This window comes from Mesorhizobium sp. M1142 (assembly GCF_040318565.1).
In the GTDB taxonomy this organism is placed as follows: domain Bacteria; phylum Pseudomonadota; class Alphaproteobacteria; order Rhizobiales; family Rhizobiaceae; genus Mesorhizobium.
The window spans coordinates 122,387-137,579 of the sequence record NZ_JAMYMK010000016.1; the positions used below are offsets into that span (position 1 = coordinate 122,387).

Below are 15,193 nucleotides of genomic sequence, written 5' to 3' on the forward strand. Positions count from 1 at the left end.
CCGAAGATGAAGATCACCGACCTCCGCTGCGCCGTCATCGGCAAACATCCCATCGTCCGCATCGTTACCGACGAGGGCCTCTATGGCCTTGGGGAAGTCGAGTTCACCAAGACCTACCTCAAACCCTGGGTGCTGCATTTCCGCGAGGCGCTGATCGGCGAGGATCCGACCGACGTCGAGCGGGTGATGCTGAAGATCCGCCAACGCGGCTCTTTCAAGCCCTATGGCGCGGCGGTAAGCGCTATCGAGCATGCGCTGTGGGACATAGCCGGCAAGGCCGCAGGCGTGCCGGCCTACAAACTGCTCGGCGGCAAGGTGCGCGACAAGGTGCGCGTCTACAACGGCTCGATCCGCCAGAAGCGAACGGGGGACCGGCCGGAGGATTACTCCGCTGACGTGAAATGGATGATGGAGCAGCCGCAGAACTTCTTCATGATCAAGCAAGGGATCTCGTTCCACTCCAACATGAAGGACACCGTCGAGGGCTTCCATTATGGCGTGACGCAGAAGAAGGCTGGCTATCACGGTGACATGGATCAGGGCGTGATCAGCGAGCGCGGTTTCAACCACATGCTCGACTGCGTGATCGCGATGAAGGAAGTGATGGGCGACAAGGTCAGCCTGGCGCTCGACTGCGGCCCTGGCTGGATGTTGCCCGATGCGATCAAGTTCGCTCGCGCGGTCGAGAAGTACAATTTGATGTGGCTCGAGGACATGCTGACCGGCGACTATGTGCCGTGGGTCAATCCGCAGGCCTATCGGGAGCTGACCACCTCCACCTCGACGCCAATCCATACCGGCGAGCAGATCTATCTGCGGCACAATTTCAAGGAGCTGATCGAAACGCAGGCGGTGCGCGTCATCGGCCCCGATCCGGCCGATATTGGCGGCATTGCCGAGCTCAAATGGGTCGCCGAGCACGCCTATATGCACTCGATCCTGATGGCACCGCACGGCACCGCGAACGGCCTTCTAGGTCTCGGCGCGCTGATCAATGTCTGCGCCACCCTGCCCGCCAACTACATCGCGTTTGAATACCCGAGCGCCTCCGACCCCTGGTGGGAGGACCTCGTAATCGGCCTGCCGTCGCAGATCGTGAAGGACAGCATGGTGGACCTGCTGGAAGCGCCGGGGCTGGGCCTCGATATCGACGCCGAAGCAGCCAGGAAGTATCTCCGGGAAGAGGATGCGGGCTTCTTCGACTGAACCATCCTTCTTGCGCCACCCTGCACCGCGCGAACTGAAAATCTCGCAAATTGGCATCCGGAATGACCGTTTCGGGCCCGATAGCGGAATGGCGGCTTTAACGTTTGAAGACCGATTGCGGACGTTCAGCCCGACGGGACCAAAGTCTGCTCCCAGGTCTAGCCGCTCCCCGTCTCAATGGCATCCCGGATCGCCCGGTGGATCTGCGTCGCCAGTCGCGGGTGGCGGGGCAGCCACAGGGTGGACATTTCAGCCCACATGGAAAATGATCATCTTGTCATGCACAACACTGCAGTGCTCTGATTTCGACGAGTAGCCTGAACGTAGAAGCGGATCAACCGGCCTCCGGGTCCAGCGAGCGGGGACGCAAATGGACACCCTAGAGAATGGGAAATTGCATCGCGACGCGGGCGGGCGAGCCCGTCGATCGGCCGACTGGCTTGCCCGCGCCGCCGTATCGGCGACATTCCTGCTCGGCATGGCTTTCAGCACTGCGTTTGCGCAGGACCAGCAACTACCCGTGGTGACGGCGGCCAAGCCGGTGGTCCGTGAAATCGTCGAAGACGACGAGTTCGTCGGGCGCTTCGAAGCCGTCGACCAGGTCGCCATCCGTTCGCGCGTCAGCGGCTATCTGGACAAGGTCAGCTTCCAGGACGGCGCACTGGTCAACAAGGGAGACCTGCTCTTCACCATCGACCAGCGTCCGTACCAGGCGGCTTATGATGCCGCCAAGTCGCAAGTGGACGTCGCCAAGAGTCTGCTCGAATTCTCCAAGATGCAGCTGGATCGCGCCGACGAACTCGCCAAGACCGGCAATATCTCAACCGCGACGCTCGACGACCGCCGGCGGGAATACCTTTCGGCGCAGGCGCAGATGCAGGGCGCGACAGCTGCGCTGACGACGGCTAGCCTGAACATGGAATTCACCGAGATCAAGGCGCCCTTGTCCGGCCGCATCGACCGCCGGCTGGTGTCGGTCGGCAACCTCGTGCAGCCGGATTCCACCTTGCTGACGACCATCGTTACGCGCGATCCGATTGATTTCTATTTCGACGTCGATGAGCGCCTGTATTTCAGCTACGCCCGCGACGCGAAGGAGCGCGGCGGCAGCATGCAGGAAGGCGCCGGCGGGCTCGAGGTAGTGGTTCGCGTCGCCGACCGCACGGAGGCGGTATTCAAAGGCAAGCTCGATTTTGCCGAGAACCGGATCGACAACGCGACCGGCACCATGCGGGTGCGTGCAAGGTTTCCCAACGCCGACGGCATTCTCCAGCCAGGCATGTTCGGGCGCATCAACGTGCCGGGGTCGCTGCCGCATAGCGGCGTGCTGGTGCCCGACGAGGCGATCGGCGCCGATCAGGATCGCCGCATCGTGTTCCTGGTGGATGAGGCCGGGATGGTGTCGGCGAAGCCCGTGCGCACCGGCCCGCTTCTTGACGGCTACCGGGTGATCCGCGGGGGCCTGACCGGCAACGAGACGATCATCGTCAACGGGCTGATGCACGCCAGGCCCGGCACCAAGGTGAAGGTCGAGATGGTGACGTTGCCGCCCAAGGCCGAGATCGCCGAGTTGCAGCAATGAGGTTCGCACATTTCTTCGTCGACCGTCCGATCTTCGCATCGGTCGTTTCGGTCGTCCTGCTGATCCTCGGCGGGATTGCTTATACCCAGCTGCCGGTCGCGCAATATCCCGAGATCGCGCCGCCGACCATCGTCGTTCGCGCGCAGTATCCGGGCGCCGACGCCGAGACGGTCGCAGCGACGGTGGCAACGCCGATCGAGCAGGAGATCAACGGCGTCGAGGGCATGCTCTACATGTCGTCCTATTCGTCGGGCGACGGGGCGATGGCGCTGACCATCACATTCAAGCTGGGCACCGATCTCGACCAGGCGCAGGTGCTGGTGCAGAACCGCGTGTCGGTCGCCGAGCCGCGCCTGCCCGAAGAAGTCCGACGCCTCGGCATCACCACCACCAAGAGCTCGCCCGACCTGATGATGGTCGTGCACATGCTGTCGCCCGACAATACCTACGACCAGCTCTACGTCTCGAACTACGCCCGCTCGCGGGTGCGCGACATACTGCTCAGACTCGACGGCGTCGGCGACCTCATCATCTTCGGCGAACGCGAATATTCGCTGCGCATTTGGCTCGATCCGGAAAAACTGTCCGCCCTGGGGATGACCTCGGGCGATGTGGTGCAGGCGCTGCGCGACCAGAACGTCCAGGTGTCGGGTGGCGCGATCGGCGCGCCGCCGACCAGCACCGGCACGGCGTTCCAGTACACGGTCACCACGCAAGGCCGCTTCAACGACGCACGCGACTTCCGATACGTGATCGTCAAATCGACCGACGACGGCCGCCTGATCTCGCTGCAGGACGTGGCGCGCATCGAGCTCGGCGCCAAGGATTACGTCACCAACTCCTATCTCAACGGCAAACCGGCGGTGGCGCTCGCCATCTTCCAGCGGCCGGGCACCAATGCGCTTGCCGCAGCCGCGGAAATCCAGGACAAGATGAAGGAGCTTTCCCGCGACTTCCCGAAGGGGTTGAGCTACGACATCGTCTACAATCCGACCGAGTTCGTCGCCGAGTCGATCCGGGAGGTCTACAAGACAATCCTAGAGGCGATGCTGCTGGTCATCATCGTCATCATCGTCTTCCTGCAATCGTGGCGCATGGCGATCGTGCCGATCGTGGCGATCCCCGTGTCGCTGATCGGCACGCTGGCGGTGCTTTACGCCGCCGGCTTCTCGCTCAACATGCTGACGCTGTTCGGCCTCGTTCTGGCGATCGGCATCGTCGTCGACGATGCGATCGTCGTGGTCGAGAACGTCGAGCGCAATATCGCCAGAGGGCTGGCGCCCAATCCGGCGTCGCACCTGACCATGGACGAAGTCGGAACCGCGGTCATCGCGATCTCGCTGGTGCTGATAGCCGTGTTCGTACCGACAGCCTTCATCCCCGGCATTTCTGGGCAGTTCTATCTGCAGTTTGCGATCACCATCGCGGTGTCGACGGCGATCTCGGCATTCAATTCGCTGACGCTTTCGCCGGCGCTGGCCGCACTGCTGTTCAAGCCGCACCACGCCGCGGCGGCGCCGCCGCGCTTTTTCCTGGCGCGGTTCGGACGGGCGCTCGCCGACGGCTTCAATCGCGGCTTCGACAGGGTCGCCCACTGGTATTCGAGCATCATCCGCGTGCTGATCGGCTCGTGGATAACGATCGCCGCCATGCTGGCCGTTTTCGCGGGCCTCATCTACGCCACGGTCTACATGGTGCAGGCGGTGCCGCGCGGTTTCATTCCGTCGCTTGACCAGGGCTATGCGATCGTCGTCGTCCAGTTGCCGGACGGCGCTTCGCTGTCGAGGACCGATGCGGTCATCCAGCAGGCGTCGCAGATCATCCAGAAAACGCCAGGCGTCGACTACGCAGTCGCCTTCGCCGGCTTCTCCGGCGCGACCTTCACCAACGCCAGCAATGCGGGCGTGATCTTCGCCAGGTTCAAGCCGTTTGACGAGCGACTGAAAGCCGACCAGTCGGCAACCCAGGTCATCGGCAATATGTTCGGCAGCCTGCAAAGCATCAAGGAAGCCTTCATTATCGCACTGCCGCCGCCGCCGATCCGCGGCGTCGGCAATGCCGGCGGCTTCAAGCTGCAGATCCAGGAGCGCAACAGCGCCGACATGCGACAGGTCCTGGCGCTTGCCTACGAAATCGCCGGCAAGGCCAACAAGACGCCGGGGCTGACGGGCGTGTTCACCACCTTCTCCGCGTCGAGCCCGCAATTCTTCCTGGCGATCGATCGCGACAAGGCGCGCATCCTGAACGTGCCTATCCCCAACATCTTCGAGACGCTGTCGATCAATTTGGGCACCGCCTACGTCAACGACTTCAACGCTTTCGGGCGCGTCTACCAGGTGCGGGCGCAGGCCGACCAGGCGTTCCGCATAGATCGCGCCGACATCTTGAAACTGAAGGTGCGCTCGGCGACCGGCGCGCTGGTTCCGCTCGGCACGTTGGTCGAGATCCGCGACGCCACCGGCCCGGCGTTGGTCCAGCGCTACAACATGTACGTCTCGGTGCCGCTGCAGGGCAACGCCGCGCCCGGCGTTTCCACAGGCGACGCGCTGGCATTGATGGAAGGGATCACGGCAAAGACGCTGCCGGCCGGTACCTCCTATGAATGGACCGAGCTCGCCTATCAGGAGCGCAACACAGGCAATGCCGCTCTCTATATCTTCGGACTTTCGGTGCTCTTCGTGTTCCTGGCGCTGGCGGCGCAATATGAAAGCTTGGTGCTGCCGTTCGCCATTGTGCTGGTGGTGCCGCTCGGCGTGCTCGCGGCGTTGCTCGGCGTGTCGTTCCGAGGGCTGGACAACAACATCCTCGTGCAGATCGGCCTCATCGTGCTAATCGGGCTTGCCGCCAAGAACGCGATCCTGATCGTCGAATTCGCGCGGCAGGCGCAGGAACGCGGGCTGTCGGCCGCCGAAGCTGCCGTCGAAGCCTGCCGGCTCAGGCTGCGGCCGATCCTGATGACCGCCTTCTCGTTCATCCTCGGCGTCGTGCCGCTGATGATCGCAAAGGGCCCGGGCGCAGAAATGCGCCAGTCGCTCGGCACCGCGGTATTCTCCGGCATGCTCGGCGTCACCTTCGTCGGCCTGTTCCTGACGCCGGTGTTCTACGTCACGCTCAGGTCGTTGTTTTCGCGGCGCAAGCCCCGTGCCGAGGCCGAGCCTTCGGGGCCGGCAGGGGCGCCAGCGGAGACGGCCGCCGAGTAGGGTTACGAATTCGCCGCGTCGGGCGCGGCTTACCACTCCAGAAAATCGGCGCGGCGCGGCAACGGCCACGATCTGCGCGACTTCGGCGTCGAGGTACAGCGGAGACCCTTGCTCGGTCTGAGCCAGCAATCCAGCCCAACAGCCGCATCTAGTTCAGCGAGACGATGCCGGGCCGCGAGGCCAATGCGATCTTCTATCTGGTCGGCCAGGCGGGGCTTAAGGGCGCAACCGCGACCTCCGGAGTCCTCGCTTGCGATGTCTGTTTTCAGGAGGCGGAGAAGCTGATCTCTGCGGCCGAGATTGAGGCGCAGAGCAGATGGTCGGCTTTCAAACCCGGAGCGACAAGAGCAGACCTTTGTTCGGCGCAAGTGTCGTCCTGACGTGACGCGACGCGGTCTTCCGTTGCGGGCGCTACTGGCTGGAGCTGCGTTAGTCGGTCGGAGGCCAATGGCATTTTCAATGAAACGCTAATATACATGGAAACCCCAACGAGCAGCGCCTGCCAGATGCTTGAGGAATGCCATGCGAAGGCTCATCTTCACGGCGATGTGTATCGCCGCCGCTACAGCCGCTAACGCCCATGATTGGTACGAAGATAAGATTGACCCGCAGACCAAATTCAAGTGCTGCGGCGGTTCAGATTGCCGCGCCATACCTCGGTCTTCGGTGCGGTCCAGGGTAGACGGTGGTTACACTTATTTGCCGCATAATTTCACCATCCCACGGGACCGTGTACAGGAATCCCCCGACGGGCAATACCATATCTGCGAAAATAAATATGCTGTAACCAATCAGCTGTATTGGCGTTGCTTCTTCGCACCTCGTGTAGATGTATCTATACTTCTAAATCATTAACCGCGCGCCGCTTCCGCAACTTACATAAGCAAAGTGCCAGTCCATTAATTCTGTTGAACTTTCTTCAAAATTGCCGAAGCTCAAGCTCGCGACTACCCCAGGGATTTCATTGGATACGTCGCGGCTATCGAGAGCCTGCGCGCCCTGGGCGTAACTCCATGGGGCGCTGCCGCGGGTGACTTCTGGGCGCGCTCCGCAATTCGGTGACAGTCCAGATTTTATCGTGTCGGCGCGGCCGTGGTTGTGTAAGATTGGCTACGTGGCCCGCCTTGCACGCATTGTCGTCCCAAGTCCACTCGCCACGTGACGCAAACGCAGTAACGGCTGGCGATTTCGACCACGATGGACAGGCAAGCGACAGGGGATAACTGGCGCGGGATCATCAGCACGGTTCATGCGGGAGCGGCATTCGCCGGATGCGGCAGCTGCGGCTGAAGTCTCGAATTTGACGCATCAGCACTTGCAAATCGTCGGCCGAGGTCTTTTGCTCGCGCGATAGTTGCCCTTGACCGTTGAATGGTTGGCGAACAGATGAACAAGATCGATCGACGGCGGCCAGAGTCAGAAACGGACGCCACCGTAAATGCCGCGAGACTTGGAACTCGGCTGCGTCTCGCCCGCCAGACACGCGGCATGACGCTGAAGACGTTGGCCGCGGCTGCGAATTGCTCGGAAAGCCTGCTGTCCAAGATCGAGAACGGTAAGGCTTCGCCGTCCCTGCCCATGCTTCACCGTCTGGTCGAGGTTCTCGACACCAACATCGGCTGGATGTTCGAGCAAGTCGACGACGACGAGGCGATCGTATTCCGGGCGGGCGCAAGGCCTTTGATTGCGCTCGACGCGCTACGGCGCGGCGAAGGAATTTCGCTCGAACGCATCATTCCATATTCGCCTGGCCACCTCTTACAATGCAACATCCATCACATCGAGGCGGAGGGCTCGAGCGAAGGTCCGATCCAGCATTCCGGCGAGGAAGTCGGCTATGTGCTCGCCGGGCGGATCGAACTGATCGTCGATGGCAAGAGCCATGCTCTCGCCACGGGCGATGCCTTCGTGTTCAGGTCGGAGCTGCCGCATCATTACCGCAACATCGGCGAGGAACGCGCCAGCATTTTCTGGGTCAATACGCCGGCGACTTTCTGAGCAACGCTCGGCGTTCATTTGGATTGACAAATATTCAAGTCTCTTGAATGCTTGCTTCGTGCCTGTAGCACCAACGGGACCGGCCTAGGTCTGGTCCGCAAGCAAGGGGAACCGAAATGCGTCTGTTCAAACTTCTCGCCGGCTGTGCCGCCGCCGTTGCCATGGGCTCGGCAGCCATGGGCTCGGCGCTTGCCGATACGTTCGCTCTCGTCAACATCAACCAGCAGGCCCTGTTCTTCAACCAGATCAACGAGGGCGCGCAAAAGGCAGCCGACGCCGCCGGCGCCAAGCTGGTCATCTTCAACGCGAATAATGTGCCGAGCGCGCAGAACGACGCGATCGAGAACTACATCACGCAGAAAGTCGACGGCATCATTCTAGTCGCCATCGACGTCAACGGCGTCAAGCCTGCGATCACCGCAGCCAAGGCGGCCGGCATTCCCGTCATAGCCATCGACGCGCAGATCCCCGACGGCGACAATATTTCGTTCATCGGCGTCGACAACACCAAGGCCGGCGAGGACATCGGCAAATTCTACGCCGACTATGTGAAGACCGAGATGGGGGGCAAGGCCAAGATCGGTATCGTCGGCGCACTCAATTCATTCATCCAGAACCAGCGGCTCGACGGCTTCAAGAAGGCGGTGACCGAAAGCGGCCAGGCCGTCACCTTCCTCGACACGGTCGACGGCCAGAACGTTCAGGAGACCGCGTTGAGCGCTTCGGAAAACCTGATGACTGCCAATCCGGACATGAACTCGCTCTATGCAACCGGCGAACCAGCCTTGCTCGGCGCAGTTTCGGCCGTGACCAGCCAGGGCCGCACTGGCGACGTCAAGGTGTTCGGCTGGGATCTGACCAAGCAGGCCGTTCAGGGCATCGACGACGGCTGGGTGGTCGCGGTCGTGCAGCAGGATCCGGCAGGCGAAGGCAAGGCTGCGGTCGAAGCGCTGGGCAAGCTCAAGAAGGGCGAGAAAATCGATCCGATCATCAACATCCCGGTGACGATCGTGACCAAGAAGAATGTCGACCAATACCGCGCGATGTTCAAGTAAACTGCGTTGGCGACCGGGCCGCGGCGCCGTCTGAGGCTGCGCCGCGGATGACTGCAATCGCGTGGAATCCCAGATGAGCAGTGGCCAGACCTATCGGGTGCGGATGAGCGGCATCTCAAAGCGCTACAACGCCATCCAGACGCTCGATGACGTATCGCTGACGCTGAAGCCGGGCGAGGTGCTGGGGCTGGTCGGCGACAATGGCGCCGGCAAATCGACATTGAGCAAGGTGCTGTCGGGAGCCGTAGTTCCCGACGCCGGCACCATCGAGATCGACGGCAAGCCGGTGATCTTCAGCTCGCCGGCGGACGCGCGTGCGGCGCGCGTCGAGATGGTCTACCAGGACCTGTCGCTGTGCGACACGGTCGACGTCGCCGGCAATCTGTTTCTCGGCCGCGAGCCGCGTCGCCGCATCGCAGGTATTTCCTTTCTCGACAAGAAGCGCATGCATGAAGAGACGCGCCAGATGCTCGATCGGCTCGGTATCGTCATTGCCGACACGCGACTCAAGGTCGAAAACCTCTCCGGCGGGCAGCGCCAGTCGATCGCGATCGGCCGTGCCGCCTCGTTCGAGCCGGCCGTGCTGATCATGGACGAGCCGACGGCAGCGCTTGCCGTGGCCGAAGTCGAGGCGGTGCTCGAACTGATCCGTGCGGTCAGTGCGCGCGGTGTCAGCGTCATTTTGATCACCCATAGGCTGCAGGATCTGTTCCTCGTCTGCGACCGCATCCAGGTCATGTACGAAGGGCGCAGCGTAGCCGAGCGGCTGATCGGCGAGACCAACATCGAGGACGTGGTCAATCTGATCGTCGGCCGCAAGTTCAATGCGCGTTCCGCCACCAACGGCTACCGCGGTGGAGCGCCGGCATGAGCGACGCGATCCACGCCGCCCAGCCCTCACGTGTACGCAAGGGCACCTGGCGCGATGCGCTCCTCGCCAATGGCAGTGTCGTCTCGATCGCGCTGTTCTTTCTGGTCGTCTCCATCATCTTCTCGGTTGCGACCGACGCGTTTCTGACATCGCCCAATCTGTTGAACATCCTGCGGCAGTCGGCGCCGCTGCTGATCGTTGCCGCGGCAATGACTTTCGTCATCACCACCGGCGGCATCGATCTTTCGGTCGGCTCCGTGCTGGCGCTGGTGGCGACGCTGTCGGCGACACTTTTGCAGTTTGGCCTGCCGTGGCCAGTCGTTATCCTCGTCATGCTCGCGCTCGGTGCCCTGCTTGGCGCGGTGCAGGGCTATTTCGTCGCCTATGAGGGCATCCCGTCCTTCATTGTCACGCTTGCCGGGCTTTCGGTGATCCGGGGCGTGGCGCTGCTGATCACAGGCGGCTATTCCATCCCCATCGAGCCCGGAAGCGCTTTCACCGTGCTGGGCCGCGCCTGGTTTCTTGGCGTGCCGGTGCCGGCGCTGATCGCGCTGGCGATCCTGGCCATCGCCTATCTCGCCTTCAACGAGACGCCGTTCGGCCGCTATGTCACCGGCATCGGCGCCAACGCCGAGGCGGTGCGGCGTGCCGGCGTCAACACGCGGCAGACGACGCTCTTCGTCTATGTGATTTCCGCCACCGCGGCGGCCCTTGCCGGCATCATCATTGCTGCCCGGCTTGGATCGGGATCTTCAAATGCCGGACAGGGTTTCGAGCTGGAAGTCATCGCCGCCGTCGTGCTCGGCGGCACCAGCCTGTTCGGCGGCCGTGGAACGATCATCGGCACGGTGCTCGGCGCGCTGACCGTGGCCGTCATCGGCAACGGCCTGATCCTGGCGCATCTGTCGCCCTTCCTGACGCCGATCGTCACCGGAACGATCATCCTGATCGCCATCTGGCTCAACTTCCGCCTGTTCCGCGGCGCCGTGCGGAGCCGTTGAGCCGATGAGTGGTCTGTTCGATGACGCAGCGCCCAGGCAGCGGTTGCCAATTGGGGTCGAAACCGGCCAAGTGATGACCGTGCTCGGCCAGGTTCCGGTCGAGGAGATGGGGATAACGCTGATGCACGAGCACATATTGCTCGACGGCGCGCGCAGCTGGAAATGCCCCTGCCATCCCGATGACATGGCGATCGCCGAGCAGCCGGTGAACATCGAGATCATCGGCGAATTGCGCATGAACCCTTACGTCAACCGAGACAATGTCTCGCTCGACGACGCCGACCTGGCGCTGTCGGAACTGCAGCGCTATCGCGCGCTGGGCGGCCACACCGTCGTCGACGCCACCAACATCGGCATCGGCCGTGACCCCGAAAAGCTCGCCCGCATTAGCCGCATGTCCGGCCTCAAGATCGTCATGGGCACCGGGTTCTATCTCGAGCATACCCATCCCGAATGGCTGAAGGCCATGGATGTCGACGCCGTGACCGAGTTCATCGTCAACGATGTCGGCAGCGGCGAGACGCAGCCGCCGATCATGGCCGGGCTGATCGGCGAGGTCGGCGTCAGCAAGGATTTCACCGCCGAGGAACGCAAGTCGCTGCGAGCTTCGGCGCGCGCTTCGCGCATCACCGGCGTGCCGCTGTCGATCCATCTGCCTGGCTGGGAGCGGCTGGCGCACGACGTGCTCGATACCGTCGAGGCCGAGGGCGCCGATCTCCGCCACACCGTGCTCTGCCACATGAACCCGAGCCACGACGATCCCGCTTACCAGAAAAGCCTCGCCCGGCGCGGCGCGTTCCTCGAATACGACATGATCGGCATGGACTATTATTATGCCGACCAGGACGCGCAATCGCCCTCCGACGAGGAGAACGCACGCGCCATCGCCGCCCTTGTCGAGGCCGGCTTCGGCGACCGCCTGCTATTGTCGCAGGATGTGTTCCTCAAGATCATGCTGACGCGCTTCGGCGGCTTCGGCTATGGCTATATCCTGAAGCATTTCATACCGCGCCTGAAACGGCATGGCGTCGAACAGGCGGCCATCGACCGCATGCTGATCGCCAATCCGAAGAGCGTGTTCGCGCGGCTCCAAGCGGCCTAGACTTACGACGGAGTTCAAATGTCCAAGAAGAAGATCCTGCTTGCCGGCGAATCCTGGGTGTCGACCGCGACCCACATCAAGGGTTTCGACCAGTTCCCGACTGTCACCTATCACACCGGCGCTGACGAATTGCTGGGCGCGCTCAAGGCGACCGATTTCGACGTCACCTTCATGCCGGCGCATGAGGCGCAGCGCGGCTTTCCTCAGACGATGGAGGCGCTGTCGGCCTATGACGCGGTCGTGCTCTCCGACATTGGCGCCAACACGCTGCTGCTGCATCCCGACACCTGGGTCCACTCCAAGCCGACGCCGAACCGCCTGCGCCTGCTCCGCGATTACGTCAGCGACGGCGGCGGTCTGTTGATGTTCGGCGGCTATTACAGCTTCCAGGGCATCAATGGCGGCGCGCGCTACCGCAAGACGCCAATCGAGGACGTGCTGCCGGTGAACTGCCTGGCCTACGACGACCGCGTCGAGGTTCCCGAAGGCTTTGCCCCGGTGCCGAAACCAGGGTCGAGCCATCCTATCCTCAGGGGCCTCGGTTCGGACTGGCCGATCCTGCTAGGCTTCAACGAGGTGACACTGAAGGACGATGCGGAAGTTCTGGCCAGCGTATCGTCGGATTATGGTTCGCCGCCGCTGCTTGTCACCGGCCATTACGGCAAGGGCCGCACCGTGGCCTGGACATCCGATGTCGGGCCGCATTGGCTGCCGCCGCAATTCATCGCCTGGCCAGGCTACAAGACCCTGTTCGAACAGATGCTGGGCTGGGCGACCGGCGAGAGCTGAGCCATGCATGTCCATGTCGTCGGCAATGCCTGCATCGATACCATGTTTCGCGTCGGCCGCCTCCCTGCCGCGGGCGAGACTTTGAATGCCGTGAGCTATGCCGACGGGCTCGGCGGCAAGGGTGCCAACCAAGCGGTCGCAGCAGCGCGGACTGGTGCAGAGGTGACGTTCTGGACGGCGCTCGGCAAGGACCGCGAAGGCACATGGATCAGGAGCCGCCTCGACAGCGAACTGTCAGACCTCGAGGTCAGCGAATTCGAGCTGCCGAGCGACCGCTCGACCATCGTCGTCGATCGAGGCGGCGAGAATTTCATCGTCAGCGGCGTTGCCTGCAGCGAAGCGTTCGATCCGGTGGCGCAAACAGCACTTGTCCGCTGGATCGCTCCCGGCGACATCCTCGTCTGCCAGGGAAATTTGCGTGCCGCCGCGACCGATGCCTGCCTCAGAGCAGCAAAGGAAAACGGCGCACGCACCGTTCTCAACGCCAGCCCGATCGATGCGGCATCCGTTCCCGATCTTGGCCTGGCGGAGTTTTTGGTTGTCAACCAATCCGAGGCGAAAACCCTGACCGGCCGGGATGACATGACAGCAGCCGCCGACGCGCTGGTAGCCAAAGGTGCAGGCACCGTCATCATCACGCTCGGCGCCGCAGGCTGTCTCGTGCTTGGCCCGGGCCAGGAAGAGCCGCTTCGTTTGCCGGCCCCGCAGGTCGAGGCGCTCGACACCAGCGGCGCCGGCGATGTGTTCTGCGGCTGTCTCGCCGGCGGGCTTGCGCGGGGCATGTTGGTCACCTCGGCGCTGGAGCTTGCGCTGGCGGCCGCCGCAATCGCCGTGACACGGCCGGGCACGCTGGCATCCTGTCCTTCCGCCTCCGAGATGGCGGTGCTCATCGATCAAATGGAGCTCTCATGACCCAGATCGGCCAATCCGGCGGCGACGCACTCTTGCACCTTTTCGGCCGCACCAAGGTAGTGATCGGCGTCGTTCACCTGGCGCCCCTGCCCGGCGCGCCGCGCTATGACGGCGAGGCCGTGGAGGTGATCTACCAGCGCGGGCTCGATGACGCCAAAGCCTATCTCGACGGCGGCTGCGACGGCGTCATCGTCGAGAACCATGGCGACATCCCTTTCGCCAAGCCTGACGATATCGGGCCGGAGACGGCGGCCTATATGGCGGTCGTTTCCGACCGCATCCGCCGCGAGCTCGGCAGGCCGGTCGGCATCAATGTGCTGGCCAATGCCGCGATCCCGGCCTTGGCGATCGCCAGCGCTGCCGGCGCCGGTTTCGTCCGCGTCAATCAATGGGCGAACGCCTATGTCGCCAATGAGGGTTTTGTCGAGGGCGAGTCGGGCCGCGCGGCGCGCTACCGCGCCAGGCTGCGCGCCAACGGCATCCGCATCTTCGCCGATGCCCATGTCAAACACGGCGCACATGCCATCGTCGCCGACCGTCCGGTGGAGGAACTGGTCAAGGACCTGGTCTTCTTCGATGCCGATGCCATCATCGCCACCGGCCAGCGCACCGGCCACGCCGCGGATTTGGGCTACATAAGCATGATCAAGCAGGCCGCCGGCCTGCCGACGCTGGTCGGAAGCGGCGTGACGCCGGACAATGCCAACGATATCCTCGCCATTGTCGACGGGGTCATCATCGCCAGCGCGCTGAAGCACGACGGCGTCTGGTGGAACCAGGTCGACTCTGCTCGCGTAAAGGCGTTCATGGGTGGTCTGAAGCGATAGCTGACTTCAACCGCCTAGCCCACCGCTCGGGCCACCTCGGTCAGAGACGACGGACAGGCCCAGGATACTGCGCGACCAGATCGTCGACGGTCAGCAATCTGATGCCTTCCACAATCGATTGAGCAATCAGGATCCGGTCGAAGGGGTCCTTGTGGATGGGTGGAAGCCCCTCCACCGCAACGGCATGCTCGCCGGTCATTGGCAGCTCATGATAACCATTGTCTATCAGGCCCATAAAACTTAGTCTAATATGCTCGATCTTCGAGTGTCTATCTCTCCGCCGATAGGATGGGATCCAATTGCCCATTCCCTCGACCAAAAGCCGTGGCCGATCTTCGCGCTGGGCGCAGGCCAATGGCGCAGTCGAGGCGATTGAAATGGGCAATGCCTGAAAACTTGGGCGTCGAGGGCTACGCTCTCGGCGCCCCGTATCGGCATCACCGCCGTCCTTCACAGGCAAGGCTCCGCGATGACCCACCGTCCGCACCTGCACGTGATCGTGCCGGGCGGCGTCGCCCGGCTCGATCGATGATAGTCGAGCGGCTACTAGGCCGGCAACGCGCCCGATCTCTTGGCCGTCCAGGTGGCGATATAGTCCATCAGGCCAGGATTGAGGCAATCATAAGGTTCGAGCCCGATCGACTTCAGCT

At 62.9% G+C, this 15,193-nt stretch carries 11 protein-coding genes and 3 pseudogenes; 12 read left to right on the plus strand and 2 right to left on the minus strand.

Annotation, left to right across the window (positions count from 1 at the left end; translation table 11 throughout):
* Positions 1-6: 6 nt before the first annotated feature.
* The 11 genes from NKH42_RS23515 (at position 7) to NKH42_RS23565 (ending at position 14,543) form a co-directional block, all read left to right on the plus strand.
* Positions 7-1,206, plus strand: a complete 1,200-nt coding sequence (locus NKH42_RS23515) for a mandelate racemase/muconate lactonizing enzyme family protein (RefSeq protein ID WP_352755263.1) — start codon at positions 7-9, stop codon at positions 1,204-1,206.
* Positions 1,207-1,684: 478 nt separating this feature from the next.
* Positions 1,685-2,788, plus strand: coding sequence for an efflux RND transporter periplasmic adaptor subunit (locus tag NKH42_RS23520; RefSeq protein WP_352509067.1), 1,104 nt, complete (start codon positions 1,685-1,687; stop codon positions 2,786-2,788).
* Positions 2,785-5,988: an efflux RND transporter permease subunit gene (locus tag NKH42_RS23525; RefSeq protein WP_352974474.1), complete on the plus strand. Its 3,204-nt coding sequence runs from the start codon at positions 2,785-2,787 to the stop codon at positions 5,986-5,988. The genes NKH42_RS23520 and NKH42_RS23525 overlap by 4 nt, the downstream gene beginning before the upstream one ends.
* A gap of 1,386 nt (positions 5,989-7,374) precedes the next feature.
* Positions 7,375-7,986 carry a cupin domain-containing protein gene (locus tag NKH42_RS23530; RefSeq protein WP_352480706.1) on the plus strand — a complete coding sequence of 204 codons (612 nt, stop codon included), beginning with the start codon at positions 7,375-7,377 and terminating at the stop codon, positions 7,984-7,986.
* Between the two features lie 116 nt (positions 7,987-8,102).
* Positions 8,103-9,041: an ABC transporter substrate-binding protein gene (locus NKH42_RS23535; protein WP_254819828.1), complete on the plus strand. Its 939-nt coding sequence runs from the start codon at positions 8,103-8,105 to the stop codon at positions 9,039-9,041.
* 73 nt (positions 9,042-9,114) lie between these two features.
* On the plus strand, positions 9,115-9,912 hold the full coding sequence (locus tag NKH42_RS23540; protein WP_352509043.1) for an ATP-binding cassette domain-containing protein: 798 nt from the start codon (positions 9,115-9,117) through the stop codon (positions 9,910-9,912).
* Positions 9,909-10,913, plus strand: coding sequence for an ABC transporter permease (locus NKH42_RS23545; RefSeq protein WP_352509042.1), 1,005 nt, complete (start codon positions 9,909-9,911; stop codon positions 10,911-10,913). The genes NKH42_RS23540 and NKH42_RS23545 overlap by 4 nt, the downstream gene beginning before the upstream one ends.
* Before the next feature lie 4 nt (positions 10,914-10,917).
* On the plus strand, positions 10,918-12,015 hold the full coding sequence (locus NKH42_RS23550) for a phosphotriesterase family protein (protein WP_352509041.1): 1,098 nt from the start codon (positions 10,918-10,920) through the stop codon (positions 12,013-12,015).
* Positions 12,016-12,033: 18 nt separating this feature from the next.
* Positions 12,034-12,804 carry a glutamine amidotransferase gene (locus tag NKH42_RS23555; protein WP_352509040.1) on the plus strand — a complete coding sequence of 257 codons (771 nt, stop codon included), beginning with the start codon at positions 12,034-12,036 and terminating at the stop codon, positions 12,802-12,804.
* A gap of 3 nt (positions 12,805-12,807) precedes the next feature.
* A complete protein-coding gene (locus tag NKH42_RS23560; RefSeq protein ID WP_352509039.1) occupies positions 12,808-13,716 on the plus strand; it encodes a ribokinase in 909 nt (302 codons plus the stop codon).
* Positions 13,713-14,543 (plus strand): BtpA/SgcQ family protein, encoded by an 831-nt coding sequence (locus NKH42_RS23565; RefSeq protein ID WP_352509038.1) that lies wholly within the window; start codon positions 13,713-13,715, stop codon positions 14,541-14,543. The genes NKH42_RS23560 and NKH42_RS23565 overlap by 4 nt, the downstream gene beginning before the upstream one ends.
* Before the next feature lie 40 nt (positions 14,544-14,583).
* Here NKH42_RS23565 and NKH42_RS23570 read toward each other — a convergent pair.
* A pseudogene (locus NKH42_RS23570) lies at positions 14,584-14,790 on the minus strand (type II toxin-antitoxin system VapC family toxin); the annotation flags it as partial.
* Between the two features lie 180 nt (positions 14,791-14,970).
* Here NKH42_RS23570 and NKH42_RS23575 point away from each other — a divergent pair.
* Positions 14,971-15,054, plus strand: a pseudogene (locus NKH42_RS23575) (transposase); the annotation flags it as partial.
* A 35-nt stretch (positions 15,055-15,089) separates the two neighbouring features.
* Here NKH42_RS23575 and NKH42_RS23580 read toward each other — a convergent pair.
* Positions 15,090-15,193: pseudogene (locus tag NKH42_RS23580) on the minus strand (S-(hydroxymethyl)glutathione synthase); the annotation flags it as partial.

Excerpts from the sequence above, each read along its gene's own strand:
- NKH42_RS23515 (WP_352755263.1), top strand. The coding sequence starts at position 7 with ATGAAGATCACCGACCTCCGCTGCGCCGTCATCGGCAAACATCCCATC.
- NKH42_RS23520 (WP_352509067.1), top strand. The coding sequence starts at position 1,685 with ATGGCTTTCAGCACTGCGTTTGCGCAGGACCAGCAACTACCCGTGGTG.
- NKH42_RS23525 (WP_352974474.1), top strand. The coding sequence starts at position 2,785 with ATGAGGTTCGCACATTTCTTCGTCGACCGTCCGATCTTCGCATCGGTC.
- NKH42_RS23530 (WP_352480706.1), top strand. The coding sequence starts at position 7,375 with ATGAACAAGATCGATCGACGGCGGCCAGAGTCAGAAACGGACGCCACC.
- NKH42_RS23535 (WP_254819828.1), top strand. The coding sequence starts at position 8,103 with ATGCGTCTGTTCAAACTTCTCGCCGGCTGTGCCGCCGCCGTTGCCATG.
- NKH42_RS23540 (WP_352509043.1), top strand. The coding sequence starts at position 9,115 with ATGAGCAGTGGCCAGACCTATCGGGTGCGGATGAGCGGCATCTCAAAG.
- NKH42_RS23545 (WP_352509042.1), top strand. The coding sequence starts at position 9,909 with ATGAGCGACGCGATCCACGCCGCCCAGCCCTCACGTGTACGCAAGGGC.
- NKH42_RS23550 (WP_352509041.1), top strand. The coding sequence starts at position 10,918 with ATGAGTGGTCTGTTCGATGACGCAGCGCCCAGGCAGCGGTTGCCAATT.
- NKH42_RS23555 (WP_352509040.1), top strand. The coding sequence starts at position 12,034 with ATGTCCAAGAAGAAGATCCTGCTTGCCGGCGAATCCTGGGTGTCGACC.
- NKH42_RS23560 (WP_352509039.1), top strand. The coding sequence starts at position 12,808 with ATGCATGTCCATGTCGTCGGCAATGCCTGCATCGATACCATGTTTCGC.
- NKH42_RS23565 (WP_352509038.1), top strand. The coding sequence starts at position 13,713 with ATGACCCAGATCGGCCAATCCGGCGGCGACGCACTCTTGCACCTTTTC.